Below are 16,798 nucleotides of genomic sequence, written 5' to 3' on the forward strand. Positions count from 1 at the left end.
ATGTTTGAGACGCCCGGTGGGAGACCTTTGGGTGCGTTTTGCTCAAAAGGACGCGAAGGCGGCGTTTCTCAACGTTTGGAAAGAGCGGAGTCGGCTAGAACGGCGACAGGGCGTCAGTCGTTGTCGGCAGAATCTGGCGGAAAAATTTCCACGAGCATGGGCGGACAGTCGGCATCGTCGGCGTCGTCCGACGCGGAAGGTTCGGGCAGCGCAGAGGCATGGTGCTCCTCAAGCCAGAGCAGCGCGGCGCTCTGCACGTTGTCGAGCAGTTCCTCCAGCGTGTCGCCCTCCGGGACGCATCCGGGAAGGTCGGGAAGTTCGCCGGAAAAACCGCCGAAAGGCTGATGGCGGACAAACATGGGATAGAGCACGCGGGGCCTCCTTTGCTGAACCGTCCGACGGCGCGTCGTCGCCGGGCGTGTCGGTCATGGTACTGCGTCGGGAGCGGGAATGCAACGTCGGCGGGAAAAAGGTGCGCGTCGTTGAAAGCGCTGCGGTCGTGCTCGGAATGGCGCAGCCGGCGCGTTCCGGGGCCCGCTCGGTCGGCGGGAAAGTCCGCGCCGTATGAGCAGGATGACGGCGCGGCTTTCCCATCGATTTCCGGGGCGCGGCGCGGGGAGATGACGCGGGAAGGTACAGCGTCTGCGGAAAGCGCGGGGCGCTGCCGGATTCGCGCGGAAGTGGCGCAGTTTACATTGTTGCGGAAACGTCTATAGTAAGAAGACTGTCGGAACATCTGCTCTGCGACGGGCGCTCCTTGCCCGGTTTCTGTTCCGCTTCCGAAAATATCTGTCTCTGCTGTCCGGGCTGCGGGCGGTCTTGCCGCGTATCTGCCGGACGGCGCATGAGTCGGAACTCGCCGCCGCGCTCCGTCGTTGTCGAAGAGCGTATCGGTGCTCTTTCGTCCACCCTGTTGTGGACGGCGCGGAAGATATATCCGGCATATTCTAAAAAGTCATGTATAAAGAAACATTGAGTGGTAAAAGACGTATGAAGAAATATTCCCGCGGCATGGAAGAAATGAGCCTTGTGTATATTCTTTTGGTGGTCATGGTGCTGATGCTCTCCTACGGTTGCGAATACTGGAAGTTCTGATTCCCGCAGGATTGTCGGCGCGTTCGTTGTCCAGATTCGGACGGCGACGCGCGGCGGTTTTGCCCGGGCGCACTCGGCGCAGAGGCCTGACATATGCCCGGTTTTGCCGGAATGCTCCCGGCTCCGACGGCAAAGGATGAGCAGGAGTGCACGACGCAACAGCCTGACAAGAGACGGCTCGGCGTTGTCGGAAAAGGGCCACGTCGTAAGGGGCTGCTCCGGGGCGCGCAGTTTTTGCGCTCGGAGCACAAGTCCGGGGCAGACCGCAGAACGCTATTCTTCGCTGACCGGTGTTATGGAGACGACTTCCATTTCGTTTTCCCACTGTCTGGCCCAGCGCACGACTTCCTGAGGATCGGAGACGCGCACGGAAAACAGCAGTTCATGGGCGGAGCGGCGTATCTGCTGACTGGGATGCCATTGCCGTTCCAGCACGTAGTGCATGGCGTTGCCGGTAAAGCGCAGCGTGACGTCGAAGAGCGTGTCGCCGAACACGCCGGCAAAGGAGTGCTGCTGCTTGTCGGCAAAGCCGTCGTCCTGCAGCGACTCGCAGGAAAAGCAGATGTCCGTGGGTTCGGCCTTTTTGATGCGGTTCAGCCGGAAGATTTTCCAGGCGGGCGGCGTTTCGTCGGCCGTGCGGGCGTACACGTAGATGGCGTGCTGCCGTATGTACAGCCGTCTGGGATCGATGGTGCGCCAGCGTTCCGTCCAGTCCGTGGCGCGGGTGTAGAAGATGCGCACGCGGCGGTTTTCGTACACGGCCTTCTGCAGCGTCTGGAGCACTTCCGGTTCCGCGCCGAACACCTTGGAGGTGATGCAGGAGTCGAAGCACTGCTGAAGCTGTTCCCGGAAGGGCGAGGAAAGTCCGCCCGCCAGTTTGCGTCCGGTTTCCACGGCCAGGGCGGCAAGAGTTCCGTCGCCTTCGCTGCTGAGGTATTCGAGCGCGAACATGAGCACGAGCCTGTCGGAAAGCGTGAGCCCGGTGATGGGCGTGAGTCTGTCTTCCGTAATGCGGAAGCCCGTCTTGCGGTTGAAGGTGAAGCAAAAGCCCGTTTCGGCGAGCGCGGCCTTGTCTTTGTAATACTGACTGCGGCTGATGCCGAATTTTTTCTGCAGCGCTTCCTGCGTCTGCTGCGGGTAGCATCGGATTTCCTGGGCGATGCGGAGCAGTCGAACGAGACGATTGGAGCCTGCGGCCGATAATTCTGGCGTGGAGCGCGTCATGTTGTCCTCGAAAAAAGGGATGTACCGCAGGAGCATGGCGCTATTTTGCGCCGAAATCAAGAGGGGCTTGATTTTGATGTGGCAGAACGCGGCGAAAAGCCCTATCGTGGAGCGTAACATGCGCAGAAGCGCGATGCTCGGTGCAGACAGGGAGGAGCGTGTCGGATGCAGGTGATACTCGGCCGTCATATGGACGGTCATGCGTGGCCGGGGGCTCTGGAGGCGGCGGAAGCAGAAGGCAGGGCCGTTTCCGGCGTTCACGTGACAGGGGAAGCGGGCTTTTTGTCCCTTCTGGAAGAAAAGCTGGGGCTTCCTGCGCGCGTTGTTCACGGAAGCCGGCGCATTGCGGTTGTGCAGCAGCTGCTCCGGCAGCGGACGGCGGCGTGTCCCGATGCGTTTTATGCGCGGGCGTTTGAGGCCGACGCGTGGAACACGGCAAGGCGCGTTCTTGCCATGCGCGACGAGCTGAAGATGTCGGGTGCGCTCGAAGAGACAGAGCTTTCGGCGGAGCACGAAAGCGCGACACCTGCGCGGCTTGCGGAGTTTTTTCGTCTGGAGAAGCTGCTGATCGGGGCCCGGATTCCGGGCATGGCGGATCGCTTTCAGCGGGTGCTGCGGGCTGTGGACGCCTGGGGCATCGACGGCGTGTCGCGCGTGAGTCTAGCTCACCCCTTGTGCTGCTGGAGTGCGCCGTGGAAGAACCTGTTTTTTCTTTTGAAGAAGAACGGCGTGGAAGTGGAGGAGACGTCGAGGCCCGCGGAGTTTGCGGAAAACCGCCTCGGCGCGGCGGCTGCGCTGCTTGCCGGAGCACAGCCGAAGCAGACGACGTTCGGAAATGACGACGATTCCCTGATGATTCTGCAGGCGGATTTCACGACGGAAGCGGCCGAGGCGCTGGCTTCGACGCTGGCCCGGCATCTGCATGAGGGCGATCTCGGCCGCGTCGTGGTGATCCGGGAGGATGAGAGCGTCGAGCTCGACGGCGCGCTGCGCCGCTGTGGCCTGCCGGACACGGGCGCGTGTCTCCGGGCGCAGGGGAGGGCGTTCGAGCAGATTCTGCCTTTGTATCTGCGTCTGCATCTTTTTCCCTTTGAGCCTGAAACGCTGCGGCAGTTTCTGCTGCTGCCCGCAAGTCCGGTGCCGAAGTTCTGGTCCGGACGCTTTCTTGAGGCGTTGAAGGCGTCGGAGAGCGAGCTCTCCTGGGATCAGGGGCCGAAGTCGTGGCCGGGGCCGTGGCGGAAGCTTTGGGACGAAGCGGAAAAGCTCGGAGGCGGGGAAGAAAAACGCCTGAGGGCGGCGCTCGGCTGGATCGTGCCCGAAGGCGGCGCGGCAAAGGGCATGGTCGATCCGCAAAAAGCCCGCCTTCTGGCGCAGCGCCTGGGAAAATGGGCCGCGCAGGCTGCCCAGGACGACAAAGATTCGGAACTGCACATGACGGCGGAACTTTGCGCGCGCCTCGGCGAGACGGCTGCCGACATGCGGGAAGAGATGTCCGCGCCGGAATGGGACAAGGTGATCGACGCCGTGCTCGGCGAGGGGGAAAAGAGGCGCAGAGCGTCCCGCGGCATGCCCTGGACCGTGCTGGACGAGCCCGGTCAGCTCTGGGGCGAGGCGGATACCGTGGTGTGGTGGAACGCCGTGGACGAAGGCGCCGCGCCGCGCGAATCCGTTGTCTGGAGCCGGGAGGAGCGGGCATGGCTGGAGACGCGGGGCTTTGCGCTTTCCGAAGTGGAGGCCGAACGTCGTTTTCAGGAGGAAGGCGCAAGTCGTCCGTTCTTTTTCGCGCGTCGTCTCATCATGGTGACGCCGCGTTTTCGTCATGGGGAAGAGACGGCGCCGCATCCTTTGAAGCTGCGGCTCGACGCCGCGGTCGAAAGTCTCGGTATCCGTTCGCCGATCCCCGCGTCGGTGTCTGCCTCGGAGGTGTTGGAAGGTTCGGATAAGCAGAAAGAAAATGCGGACGAGATGTTCGGCGGATTCTGGCGTCAGGAGCGGGAGGATCTTCCGCGGCCAGAAGCGGCGCTGCCGGAAAAGGACCGGAAGCGGCGTTTGCAGATGCCGGAGAGTCTTTCTCCCTCCACGCTGGAGACGCTGCTGGCCTGCCCCCTGCGCTGGTATCTGCAATACGTGCTGCATCTCTCCGACGATGAAGAGTCGCTGCTCCCGGACGCCGTGGTCAAGGGGAACATGGCGCACGAGGCGGCGGAGCAGGTGTTCCGGGAGGGCGCAACGCCCGACGAAGAAACGCTGCTTGCTCTGCTGCGGGAGCAGGCGAGGGTGCGCGGGGCCCGCATGGCGCATCCGGGCAGAATCGGCGAACTGAGGGGCATGGCCGCGGCGCTTCATCGCGCGCTGAGCCGTTTCATGGCCGTCGCCGACAGGGAGGGCTATCGTTTTCACAGCGCCGAGCAGACGGCGCGGGCAAAATTTCAGGATGTTCTTCTCCGCGGACGATACGATCTGGCCTTCGCCCGGTCGGGGGAAGCGTCGCCTTCGCTGATTGTGGACATGAAATGGTCGCGCCGGTCGACGTATCGGAAAAGCGTGGACGAAGGCATGGCGGCGCAGCTTGCGGCGTATCAGTATCTTTTGAAGCACGGCGCGGAAAACGGCGAGAGCGCGGCCGACGTGAGGGACGCGTGGTATGTGCTGCTTCCTCAGGCGGGCATTGTCCGCGTGGGGGATTCCGCGACGGAGCCGGATCTTGAAAAGCAGTGGGACAAGGTGGCCGAGGCGCTGGAGGCAACGCTTTCGGCCATGCGTGAAGGGGTGCTTGCCGTTCACGAGGAACAGAAGCAGGATTCGACCTGCACGTATTGCGCGTTCCGCTTTCTGTGCGGACGCCGGGACGGCGTGAACCGCGGCGCGGCGGAAGAGGAGGCGTCGGTATGAGCGGAGTGGAAAAACTGGTCATTCGGGCCAGCGCGGGAACCGGCAAGACCTTTGATCTGGTGCGGCGCTACATGGACGCTCTGGAAGGAAAGGGAGAATGTCGGCCCTGCATGCCGGAAGAAATCATTGCGGTCACGTTTACCCGCAAGGCGGCAGCCGAGCTGAAACAGCGCATTTGCGCCGCTTTGTACCGGCAGGGGGCCTGCGACATGGCCTCCCGGGTGGGAGGCGCGTACATAGGCACCGTGCATGGGGTATGCCTGCGGCTTTTGCAGGAATACGCGCTGGAGGCGGGCATTTCACCCCGGGCGGACGAGCTTTCCGAAGAAGACGCCGAGGCCATGTTCGAGCAGGCGTCCGTGCCCTTTGTGGAGGAGTACGGCGATGCCGCCGCGTTGTTTTCCTCGTTCGGCCTGGACAGGGTGAAGTACAGCGAGAAGAAGACGAAGCCCGAAGATCAGTGGAAAAATACGGCGCACGACATACTGACGGCGGCGCGAACCGGCGGCATGGAACAGCGTCTTGAGGAAATGGCGGAGCGTTCCTGTCGGGAAATGGAACGGTATTTTGCGTGCGTGAACGGCCTCGGCGAACCGCTGGAGAGCGTGGAGCGTGATCTGCGGGCGGCCTGGGAGGAGCAGCGCGATCTGGGCAACTACGTCAAAAGCAGCAGAACCGGAGCGATAACGAAGAAGGTGCTGGCGTATCATACCTTCGTGAAAAGCCTGCCGGTGGGGCACATGCGCTGGAAGGACTGGTTTTCTCTGATGGGCCGCCCCCTGGACAGCGGAAACGCCGCTTTTGGGGAGGAACTCACGGAACTGGGCCTCAGAGCGCTGGCGACGCCGGAGTTTCATCGGGACGTCATGACGCTGATCCGCCGCATGTTCGGCTTTGCCGAGGACTGCCGGAAACGTTTTCAGCTTCTCAAGCAGCAGTCCGGCGTGGTGGATTTTGCCGACATGGAGCAGCTTGCGGTCAAGGCGCTGCGGGAACCTGCGGTGCTGGAGCGGATTCGCGGACGCTTCCGCATGCTGCTGGTGGACGAGTATCAGGATACGAGTCCCATGCAGCTGAGCATATTCAACAGGCTTTGCCGCATTCTCGGCGCGGACGGCCGCGTGGTGTTCGTCGGCGACGACAAGCAGTCCATCTACGGCTTCCGCGGGGCCGCGCCGGAGCTGACGCGTCGGGGCACCGAGGGATGGAACAGGGCGGATCTGACGGTCTGCCATCGTTCGCTTCCGGCGATTTTGCGATTCACCAACGCGTTTTTCAACGCCGTGAATGCGCCGTTGCGCGACGCGCTGCTGAAAAATGACGAGGAACTTGCGGTTCAGAGCTATCTTGAGGAGTCGTCCGACGCGCCGTACATGACGCAGGAGGCGAGGCGGAAGGTCAGGGAGCAGGCGGAGCGGCTTTCTTCCGTGCAGTTCTGGCTTGTGGAAGGGACCGCGAAGACGGCGAAGAAGGTTTGCGACGCCGCCGTGGCGCGTGCCGTGAAGCGTCTTTTGGAGGAACAAACGCTCGTGTACGACAAGGAACGCGGCGAGTTCCGCGCCGTGCAGGCCGGAGACGTGGCCGTGCTCTGCCGCACGGGCGACGATTGTTGCAGCGTGGCGGACGCGCTGGAAGCTCTCGGCCTGCGGGCCTGTGTGTCGCGCAAGGGACTGCTGGATCAGGAGGAAGTGCGCCTGTGCCTGCGCGCCTGCCGTGTGGCCGCGGACGGATGGGGCAGTCAGCTGGATCTCGCGGAGCTGTATCACCTGTTCCATCCGGGCGGCGACTGGTTTGAAGCGGCGTCCGCGCGCAATCTGGAAGAGGGCATTCCCTGCCTGCAGGCGCTGCGCGCTCTGCATGAGCGGGCCTGGGTGCTGACGCCCTCGGAACTGCTGGACGAAGTCATGGACGTTGCGGACGCGTTTCGTCTGGTTTCGTCCTGGAGTCGAGGGCTGGAGCGCCGCGCCAATCTGGAAGCGCTGCGCGTGCTGGCGAAGGAATACGAATCGGCCATGCACAGCAGGCGCGAGCCGGTGACGATGTACGGCTGGTTCGACTGGCTGGAGGCTCAGAAGCCGGGCATGGCTTCCGGCGGCGAGAGCGCGGTGCAGGTATGGACGCTTCACGCTTCCAAGGGACTGCAGCGGCCGGTAGTGCTGCTGCACGGCTTCAGCTTTGCGCCGGACAAAGGTTCCGCGTGGGGCGTAAAGGTGCATGCGGACAGTCAGGCTCCCCAGGACGATCCGCTTTCGGCGCAGGAGCTTTTCTGGCTGCCTTCCGTTTTTGCATCTCTTCAGAAAAAGGATCTTTCTGTTCCCGACGCATATGAGCCTCTGGCCTCTGCGGTGAAGAGCGCGGAGGACAGGTATCGCGAGGCCAGTCTCCGCGAGGAGCTGCGTCTGCTGTACGTGGGCATGACCCGGGCGGAAAGCGTGCTGATTGTGACGGGCCGCTTCAGTGACAAAAAAGGTGTGCTTTTGGAAGGGCTTTCCTGTTTTCTGAACGCCGAGGCTGCGGAGACGGTGCAGAGCCTCCAGGAAGGCGAGGGAGACTTTTTCGGAGAGCCGTGCCTGGTGCGCATGCTGAAACTGGAGGAGAGCGGCGGAGAGGAGACGGATTGCCGGACGGCGGGAAGATTTCCGACGAGGCCGGAGCGCGCGGTGCGGGAAAATCCTTTGGAAGAGGTCCCGGCAAGTCGGGCTTCGTCTCTGTGGAGTTTTGCCGACGCCGTGCCTGTGGCGGCGTCGGACGAGGTTGCGCGCAGCGAGCTCGGCAACATGATTCACGCCTGGCTGACGCTCTGGTTCGGCATGAGCCGGGAGAAGCGGGAGCGCGAGCAGAGCTCGGGCCGCTGGATGGAGAGGCGAAGGGCGTTCTGCGCGCTGTGGAATGAGCAGATGCCGATATGGCCCGACGCGGAATACTGGCTGGACAAGGCGGCGGAGCGTCTGTGCGAAGAGGTGGAGAAGCGCTGGGAGCCCGCTCGGACAAGGCGTGAGGGCGACAGGCTGGTCTGGCGTACGGAGTGGCCGCTGGAAGTTTGCCGGGAAATGCCGGAAGGCGAGCTTCGCCGGACGATGCGCGTCGATATGCTGGTGGAGCTGCGGCATGAAGACGGAACATGCGGTCCGTGTCTCATCATCGACCACAAGTGCGGCGACTATGCGCGGTTTGCGACGGAGGAAGCGCTGTCGAAGCATCTTCAGGAGGCGTATGCCGTGCAGATGGCCGGATACCTTCAGGCTTTTGCCGACATGGGGAGGGAGTGCCAATGCTGGATGCATCTTCCTTTGGAAGGAAAAATGCTGGAGTTTTCTCTCCAGCCGGCAGCGACGGCATGACCAGACTTTATCTTGATGTGGACGGCGTGCTTCTGACCGTTCGTCGGAAGCGCGCCGCGCCCGGCGTGGCGGAGTTTGTGGCGGAGGCGACGCGTCTTTTCGATTGTTTCTGGCTGACCACGCATTGCCGCAGCCTGGAGGATCTGCCCTGGATTCGATACTATCTCGGGCAGTTTTTGCCTGCGGACACTGTTTCCGCGCTTGAGAAGAGCGTCAGGCCCTCGGCGTGGACGACGCTGAAAACGGAAGCTCTGGACTGGAACAGCGATTTCTTCTGGCTGGACGATGCCGCCATGGAAGCGGAAAAGGCCGAACTTGCGGCGCACGGCTGTCTGGACAGGCTGGTGCCTGTGGATCTGAACAGGGAAGGGGAGCTGAAGCGGGTGCTGGATGTCGTATGCGCACGGCGCAGGGGGTGAGACGGTCGCGCTCAGAGCTGCAAAGCGCGAAGTCGGAGCCTTGCAGGTCGGAGGCGTTTCAAGGTGCGGCTCCCGATGTCCTTCGGGTCGTGTTTTTCGACAAGGGTGGGCCGCCGGCGGAGCGATGGAGATGACGCGTCGGATTGCCGGCGCGGGTTTTGTTTTTACTCCGGTGCAGTTTCAGAAGAGGGAGACAAGGCCGCCTGACGTACGTTGTCTAAACGCCGCACGGTGCGGCGCTTTGACAGGCTGCGGCCCCTTGCGTCGTCCTCAGGCGTTGAGGATTTCAAGAATGTTGTCGGCAAAGAGACGGGAATCAAGGGCCGTTCCGCCTTCCTGCGCTAGCAGGCGGTTTCCTTCCGTTTTTTCCGCATCTGCCGGATTGTCGGCGGCGTAGTGCAGGCAGAACAGCGCTTTTCCGGCGGCCAGCGCCATGCGGGCGGTAAGCATGGTTCCGCCTTCGGCGGAGGCCTGCACGACAAGAACGCTCTGTGCAAGTGCAGCCTGAAGACGGTCCCGGGCCGTCAGCGTGAACGGCGTGACCCGGGTTCCCAGAGGATACTCGCTTATCAGAAGTCCGTCGTGTTCCAGAATGTCCCGGGCCAGCGACGCGTGTTCCTTGGGATACACGGTGTCCAGACCGTGCCCGAGCAGGGCCGTTGTTCTGCCGCCGGGGCAGGAGAGCGCGCCGCGATGCGCCGCGGCGTCGCAGCCTGCGGCAAGGCCGCTTATGATGTTGCAGCCCGCTTCCGCCAGACGTTCGCCGCAGTATTCGGCATGACGGCGACCGGCCGGGGAAGGATGGCGGGTGCCGATGACGGCCACGCCGGGGTGCTTGAGCGCTTCGAGATTGCCCTTGCAGTAGAGCGTGAGGGGAATGTCGGGTCTGCCGGAACAGTTGACGGCGCAAAGCATTTCCTGCGGGTAGTTGTCGCTTCCGTAGGAGAGAATGCCGATTCCGCTGCGGTCGGCTTTTTCCATGATGCGGTCGGCGGCGTCCAGTCCCTGCCGCACGGATTCCGCCGTGACGTTTTTTACTCTTGTGATGATTTTTTCCGCAATGCACGTCATGACAAGTTCGCAGAGCTCCTCGTCGGAAGAAATGTCGTCTTTTGAAGCATGGTCGGCAAGGCGTTTGACGCTGATGTTTCCAAGACCTTTTACAGACTGAAGAGCAATAATATGCCGGGATGACAACATCTCCATGATCCTTTGATGAGATTGAAGGAGATGCTCAATATAGCAATGCGGCGGATGGCCGCAGAGAAGCTTTTGTTTTCTGATCTATGGCAGGGTGGACGGTTCGCCCTGGAATCGTGACGGCAAAGGCGCGAAGAACACGCGGCGACCGAAAGGCTTTTGCGGGAAGGGGAAGAAAGGTCAGAGAAACGGCAAGGCCGGCGCGTTGGGAACGTGCCGGCCTTGTCAGGTTAATGAGACGCGTCAGGCGCGCATCAGCGGATCAGATACGGAATGCGCACATGCAGAGCCTGCGTGGGGCATACGACTTCGCAGGGCAGGCAGTACCAGCAGGTCATGTTGCGCTCGACGGGGCGTCCGCAGCCGAGGCAGCGCGCTGCTTCGGCCTTGACTTCCTCTTCTGTGAAGCCGTCGCCGGAGCAGACCACGGGCGCGGCTTCAGGAGCGTCTTCCTGCTCTTCGGAAAGGCCGTGAAAGCGTTCCAGACCGCGGGCCACGCGCTGGTTGCCTTCATAGTCCACGCTGAAGCCTTCCAGAAGGTTGCGGGCGGCGTGAGCCGCGCGAACCGCTCCGGCCATGTCCTGCAGAGGATTCTGACTGTCGCCGCCGATGACGGCAAACAGGTTGTCGCGGACAAGTCCGTATTCGTCGGCACTCATGCCGTCCGCGGCTGCGCCGGTGAGGATGACGGCGTCGAAGTTCCTGCAGAGTTCTTCAACGTTGAAGGCGTCGGCGGTTTCAAACGCTATGCCCATGCCCTTGAGCATGGCCATGGTCTTTTCCAGAACCGGAGCGGGCACGCCTTCCACCGTGGGGCAGTGCGAAGTGCTCAGAACGGTGACGGCGTGGCCGCCCATGCGGAGGGAAAAGGCGGCCTGAAGGGCGGCCGCATCGCTGCCTGCCACCACGGCTTTTTTGTGGGAGCGGGGCAGACGGTCGGCCGGGCCGTACACGGCGTCTTCCTGGGTGCGCACAAGATAGGCGAGGATGCCGGCAAAGTTCAGTGCGCCGCCGCTGTGTCCGCGGGAACAGGCGCGGGAAGCCGGAGCGTCGCCCCATGCGGCAAGAAAGCCGCCGAAAGGCGTGCAGCGACGCAGTTCGCGGGCCGCTTCGGTCATGTTTCCCTGAGCGGCAAGGCGCAGGATGCCCTGATAGTTGATGTCCAGCAGGGAAGCCTGACGGCAGGGAGGAAGCACCAGACGAAGGTTGTCCATGATGCAGCGGTCAACGCAATTGCCGCAGGCAAGGCATTTGGAAACGTCAATGGCGATATTGCTGTCGTTCATCACAGGGAGACCTCCTCATTCAGTTCCGAAACCCTGACCTTTTCTGCATTGAGCTTGCCGTCCTTCATCTTAATGACCACATGACACTTCCAGTTGGCGTCGTCGCGCTGGGGATAGTCGCTGCGGTAGTGGCTTTCGCCCCAGCGGCTTTCCTTGCGGAAGTCTCCGGCAACGGCGGAACAGTCGGCGCACAGCAGAATGTTTTCCACTTCATAGAGCTTGGAAAGTTCGTGTCCGTTGTGTACGGCGACGTGCTTGATGTCTTCGCGGAACGTCTTCGACCAGTACTGCCAGAGCTCAAACTTGTGGGCGTTCTTGGGCGACACCAGATAGTCGGCCACCATGCGGCGCACCTTGCGTTCCAGATCGTGAACGTCGATGTCGCGGTTTCTGGCCGTGAAACGTTCGTCGAGCTCAGCCTTGACGGCGGCCACGTCGTTTTCATTGATGGCGGTGTCCGGGGCTTCGGCCACGTACTTCACGGCCTGTTCCGCGGCAACTTCGCCGAACACGAACGCGCCGGTCAGATGCTGCTTGGCCACGCTGGCCACGTCGCCTGCCGCGTACAGTCCGGGCACGGCGGTTTCCGCGCGCTCGTTGACGCGTATGCCCGCAAGACCGTGTCCGCCGCACAGATAGTATTCCGTGGGCCAGAGTTCGATGTCCTGCTTGCGGAAGTCGATGTGACGACCGGCAAAGAAGCGTTCGTTGACCGGACGTTCCGTGGTGAACAGTATGTGCTCGATCTCGCGGATGCGTTCTTCGGGCAGGTGGCTGAGCTGAATGTGAACCGGACCGCGGCCCTTGGTGAAGGCCTCGTTCATCACGTTGGTGTTCGCGACTTCGCCTTCCATCAGAATGTTGCCTTCGCAGTCGAGCACCCTGCCTCCGCGGGAAACGCAGATGGCCAGCAGCGGCATGTTGGTGTCCTTGATGAGCATGGTGCGCTGGGTGTATTCCATGCCGGTCACTCCGGCGCCCGCGCGCAGCGCCATGACGAAGCCGTCGCCGGTGTTGCCGGGATAGTCGTACACGCCGTAGAGATATTCGGAATTGGGCAGGGTGAAGCGGCTCACGCCGCCGGAAGCCACCAGCACGGTCTTGGCCTTGCATACGACCATCTGACCGGTGCGGACGTTCATGCCCACGGCGCCGGCCACGCGGCCGTTGTCCATGAGCAGACGCAGCGCCATCACGCGATTGACGGGACGCGTTCCGAGGTCAAGCGCTCTTTTCACCAGCATGGCCTTGAGCTCGGGCTCGTCCATGGCCGTCTGGAACTTGCCTTTGACATGATATTTCAGCGTCTTGTACTGACCGTTCTCATCCTTGGGAAAGGTGACGCCCCAGCTTTCCATTTCCTTGAGCAGAGCATAGGAACGTTCGGCCATGACGTAGCTGGGACCGGCGTCCACCACGCCCGCCGTCATGGCGCGCACGGATTCCAGATAAAGTTCCGCCGTGGTCTGTCCGGGAATGGCCACTATGTTCAGGGCGTCCATGCCGCGGGCAATGGAGCCGCCGTACACGATGTCGCTTTTTTCAAAGATGGTGACGTTGAGATCGGGATTCAGCTGCAGGGCATGCATGGCCGCAATGCAGCCGGCGCTGCCGCCGCCGATGATGAGGAAATCCGTTTCCATGGCTTGCAATTTCATAGAAATGTCCTTGCGTATGAGGTTGCCGGCTCAGGCCTGTTTCTTTTTGCCGAAGCCGTGGCGCACGATGTACAGAAGAATGATGGCCACCGTAAGCAGCAGAAATGCGCAGGCGATGGGTCTGTCGAGGAAGACCGTCCAGTCTCCGCGGGAAATGAGCAGGCTCTGGCGCATCTTGTGTTCAAGCAGAGAGCCCAGGAAGAAGGCCACGATCATGGTCGGCAGGCTGATTTTCAGCTTGGTCAAAACATAGCCCAGCACGCCGAAGACGAGCATGAGCCATATGTCGAACAGGCTGCTGTTGTTCACGTACGAGCCGATGAGGCAGAACATGGGCACCACGCTGAAGAGCACCGGCTTGGGAATGGAGACCAGTTTTCTTGCACAGCGGATGAAGGCTGCGCCCACAACGAACGTGTAGAGGTTGCTGATGAGCAGAACGATGAACAGGGCATAGAGCAGAGGTGCATTGCTTTCCATGAACTGGGGGCCGGGAATGAGGCCCTTGATCATGAAGCCGCCGAGAATGAGCGCCGCAGCGAGGTTTCCGGGAATGCCGAGGGTGACCAGAGGCACGAGGTTGGGGCCGTTCACGGCATTGTTGCCGGCTTCGGAGGCGGCGATGCCTTCCAGCGCGCCCTTGCCGAACATTTCGGGATGCTTGGACTTCTTTTTGCTCCAGATATAGCTGAGGTACGCGCCTACCGTCGTGCCTATGCCGGGCACGATGCCCACGAACGATCCGATGAGGGTGGAGCGGGCAATGGTGGGAACGCACTGCTTCATTTCGGCAGGCGTAAGTCTGTCGGCATCGGTTCCTCTGGCTGAAAGCTGCACTTCTTCCAGCTTTTTGCCGGAGCGACGGTCCCTGTACCAGGATTCCGCCTGCAGAAGCACTTCGGAAAAGGCCAGCAGACCTATGGCCATGGGCATGATGCCTATGCCTTCCGCCAGCTCGATGAATCCGAAATTGAAGCGGGGCGTGCCCATTTCCGGATCGCAGCCGACAGTGGAGAGCAGCAGGCCGAGACATGTGGCAATCAGGCCGCGGCAGGGACTGCCGGAAGCGGCCAGACTGATGATGACCAGGGAGAACAGCAGAATCATGCTGTACTCGGGCGGACCTATGCGCAGAGCGATGGAGGCGACGGGAGCCGCCAGGAATATGAGCACGAGGTCGCTTGCGGTGTCGGCGGTGACGGAGGCGAACAGGGCCGTTTTGAGGGCCTTGCCGCTTTTTCCGCTTTTTGCCAGCGGATACCCGTCAAACGTGGTGATCATGGCCTGCGGCGTTCCGGGAATGTTGAACAGAATGGCGGGAATGGAACCGCCGAAGTTGGCGCCTTTTGACAGGCCCATAAGCATGGCGATGCCGGGAATGGGGCCGAGGTAGTAGGTGAAGGGCAGAAGCAGCACGATGGCCATGTTGTCGCTCAGCCCCGGGATGGCTCCCATGATGATGCCGAAGGTCACGCCGAACAGAGCCCAGAAGAAGTTCTGCCACTGCAGCACCATGTTCAGGGCTTCCATAAGTTGATCAAACATGCTCTGCTCCTTCTGCCGCGCAGATGTTGTCGGATGGACGTTGCATATGGCTCATGGATGTTCCTCAGACGAGCAGACCGGCAGGCAGCTGGAAATTGAGAAACATGGAAACCACCACATAGACGGCCACAAGCAGACCGGCAGGGGCCAGAACCAGTGTCTTTGCCCGTCTTTCGCCGAAAAGAAGCAGAGACAGGACAAGAAAGCAGGCCGTGGACACATAGAATCCCACAAAGCTCACCCCGACGATATAGGCAATAAACAGGCCGAGGACAGGCAGCGTGGAACGCACGAAGGCGCCGGGATCAAAGTTCAGCGGCGTCACGCTCCGCGGACGGCGGACGAGCATGATGAGGGAAGGAACGGCAAGACCGATTACCGTCAGTCTCGGTACGAATGCTTCATCAGCTCCTTCCGTCTGTCCGGGAATGATGACGAACCACATAAGGGCGCACAGGATGAGAAATCCCAGCCCGATCCATCTGTCATTGTTCATGAAAACTCCGAAAAACTGAAAGGCTCGCTATTTTTTCGCGTCTTTGATGTACTCTACGAGTTTCACGAGGTTCTGCGTTGCTTCGTCAAGCATGGGGCGGTATTCCGCGGGCGAGATGAACTTCGGAGCCAGGCCTGCCTTCAGCATGTTTTCCTGAACCTGGGGATCGGCAAGCGCCTGTTTGAGGGCGTTTTCCCACGTGGCGCGGATGTCTTCAGGAGTTCCTTTGGGCAGCACGAAGCCGTAGCTCAGGCTGGCATAGAAGGGATGGCCGAGATCGGCATGCAGCTTGGGCACATTGGGAATGTCGGGAACGTCGCTGAGACCGAGGTTGAGCAGAACGTTCAGCTCGCCCTTGCGCGCAGCCTGATAGGCGGCCGTGCCCACGCCGAGTTCGCAGGCGTCGATGTGTCCGCCGATGAGATCGGCCGAGGCTTCGCCGCCGCTCTTGTACATGACGAAGTTGATGTCCAGACCGTTTTTCAGCGCAAACGAACGGAGCACTTCGGTGGCTTCCTGAGAGGCTCCGCTGCCGACGGACACCTTACCGGGATTGGCTTTCACATAGTCGATGAATTCCTGCCAGGTCTTGTAGGGCTTGTCGGGTCTGGCGAGCAGAATGCGATCCAGAAGCATGTAGCCGCCGACGAGGGACATGTCGTCGAAGTTGTAGGTCTTGTTGCGGAGAAACATGGCGGAAGAAATGCAGGCGCCGACGCCGGGAGCGGAAATGGTGTAGCCGTCCGGCTTCGCCTTGAGAACGTACTCGAAGCCCGGCATGCCTGCGCCGCCGCCCTTGTTCACGATGATTACCGGCTGACCGAGAATTTTTTCCAGCGGATTGGCCAGCATGCGGACGGTCAGATCTCCGGTGCCTCCGGGAGCGAAGCCGACGACGATGGTGACGGGTTTTTCGGGAAAGGCGGCCTGAGCGGCAGGCGCGGCCCCGAAAAGCAGGAGAGTGCCGACGAGTAAGGACGACAGCAGCTTGTTCATAACAGTCTCCAGGTGCGTTGAGTGTTCCAGTTTACTGACGAAAGTCATGTCTGCGGATCATTCCCGTGGATTCGTTGAGCATGTAGCTCAGGCGGAATTCAAAGGGAATTTTGCCGAAGGTATAGGAAACCATGCTCATCTCGAAGCATACGGTGTGGCGCGGACGACCGAGCGCTTCCTGCACGCGGGCCGGCAGTTCCGTGCATATCTGCAGGAACTCGTCGCAGAACACGGTGGAGAGATGGCAGGCTTTTTCCAGAATGATATAGAGGGGATATTTGACAAAGTCGTCGGACGGTATGTCCAGGAGCGCGGAGGCCCTGGCATAGGGAAAATAGGAAACGCACCAGGCCAGAGGAAACATGCCGTTTTCATCTCTGCCGAGCAGCGTGCGCCGCACCTGAATGCCGCGACTTTGAGGGGCACAGTTCAGATATCCCGCCACGTCGTCCGGCAGTCGGATTTCCTCGACGGCGACTTCGCGGGGGAGAATATCGACATCCTTGTCGAACAGGGAATGACGAGATTTGTAGAAAAACTTGGTCTGACTGCTGGCATAGTCGGAAATAAAGGTGCCCTTGCCCTGGATCCGGTAGCAGTACCCTGCCTGCACGAGCAGTTCCATGGCCTTTCGCACTGTGCCGAC

Annotated in this window: 12 protein-coding genes; 3 read left to right on the forward strand and 9 right to left on the reverse strand. The window is 61.4% G+C overall.

Features of this window, described 5'->3' with window-relative positions; genetic code table 11:
- Nucleotides 1–113: 113 nt before the first annotated feature.
- Nucleotides 114–371 (reverse strand): type II toxin-antitoxin system HicB family antitoxin, encoded by a 258-nt coding sequence (locus tag ACZM96_RS05910; RefSeq protein WP_489487906.1) that lies wholly within the window; start codon nt 369–371, stop codon nt 114–116.
- A gap of 997 nt (nt 372–1,368) precedes the next feature.
- The gene (locus tag ACZM96_RS05915; protein WP_489487907.1) at nt 1,369–2,319 is read right to left on the reverse strand and encodes a helix-turn-helix transcriptional regulator; all 951 of its coding nucleotides are present in this window, start codon (nt 2,317–2,319) and stop codon (nt 1,369–1,371) included.
- A gap of 165 nt (nt 2,320–2,484) precedes the next feature.
- Between ACZM96_RS05915 and ACZM96_RS05920 the strand changes: the two genes are divergently transcribed.
- Genes ACZM96_RS05920 through ACZM96_RS05930 form a run of 3 tightly spaced genes read left to right on the forward strand, consistent with a single transcriptional unit; the run spans nt 2,485 to nt 8,971 of the window.
- The gene (locus ACZM96_RS05920; protein ID WP_489487908.1) at nt 2,485–5,211 is read left to right on the forward strand and encodes a PD-(D/E)XK nuclease family protein; all 2,727 of its coding nucleotides are present in this window, start codon (nt 2,485–2,487) and stop codon (nt 5,209–5,211) included.
- A complete protein-coding gene (locus tag ACZM96_RS05925; RefSeq protein ID WP_489487909.1) occupies nt 5,208–8,552 on the forward strand; it encodes a UvrD-helicase domain-containing protein in 3,345 nt (1,114 codons plus the stop codon). Before ACZM96_RS05920 ends, ACZM96_RS05925 begins: the two co-directional genes overlap by 4 nt.
- Nucleotides 8,549–8,971 (forward strand): hypothetical protein, encoded by a 423-nt coding sequence (locus tag ACZM96_RS05930; RefSeq protein ID WP_489487910.1) that lies wholly within the window; start codon nt 8,549–8,551, stop codon nt 8,969–8,971. The genes ACZM96_RS05925 and ACZM96_RS05930 overlap by 4 nt, the downstream gene beginning before the upstream one ends.
- Nucleotides 8,972–9,241: 270 nt before the next feature.
- Here the strand turns inward: ACZM96_RS05930 and ACZM96_RS05935 are convergent, their stop codons facing one another.
- From ACZM96_RS05935 to ACZM96_RS05965, 7 genes are all read right to left on the reverse strand, one after another.
- The gene (locus ACZM96_RS05935; protein ID WP_489487911.1) at nt 9,242–10,171 is read right to left on the reverse strand and encodes a DNA-processing protein DprA; all 930 of its coding nucleotides are present in this window, start codon (nt 10,169–10,171) and stop codon (nt 9,242–9,244) included.
- A 254-nt stretch (nt 10,172–10,425) separates the two neighbouring features.
- The gene (locus ACZM96_RS05940; RefSeq protein WP_489487912.1) at nt 10,426–11,457 is read right to left on the reverse strand and encodes a hypothetical protein; all 1,032 of its coding nucleotides are present in this window, start codon (nt 11,455–11,457) and stop codon (nt 10,426–10,428) included.
- The gene (locus ACZM96_RS05945) at nt 11,457–13,133 is read right to left on the reverse strand and encodes an FAD-binding protein (protein ID WP_294485173.1); all 1,677 of its coding nucleotides are present in this window, start codon (nt 13,131–13,133) and stop codon (nt 11,457–11,459) included. Before ACZM96_RS05945 ends, ACZM96_RS05940 begins: the two co-directional genes overlap by 1 nt.
- Before the next feature lie 12 nt (nt 13,134–13,145).
- Entirely contained in the window at nt 13,146–14,660 is a 1,515-nt protein-coding gene (locus ACZM96_RS05950) for a tripartite tricarboxylate transporter permease (RefSeq protein WP_489487913.1), read from the reverse strand.
- Nucleotides 14,661–14,724: 64 nt separating this feature from the next.
- Nucleotides 14,725–15,156, reverse strand: a complete 432-nt coding sequence (locus ACZM96_RS05955) for a tripartite tricarboxylate transporter TctB family protein (protein WP_489487914.1) — start codon at nt 15,154–15,156, stop codon at nt 14,725–14,727.
- A gap of 27 nt (nt 15,157–15,183) precedes the next feature.
- Entirely contained in the window at nt 15,184–16,152 is a 969-nt protein-coding gene (locus ACZM96_RS05960; RefSeq protein ID WP_489487915.1) for a tripartite tricarboxylate transporter substrate binding protein, read from the reverse strand.
- A gap of 31 nt (nt 16,153–16,183) precedes the next feature.
- Nucleotides 16,184–16,798, reverse strand: a 615-nt coding sequence (locus ACZM96_RS05965; RefSeq protein WP_489487916.1) for a GntR family transcriptional regulator, incomplete at its 5' end; no start/stop codon positions are given.

The sequence above is a fragment of the Mailhella sp. genome (assembly GCF_057866825.1).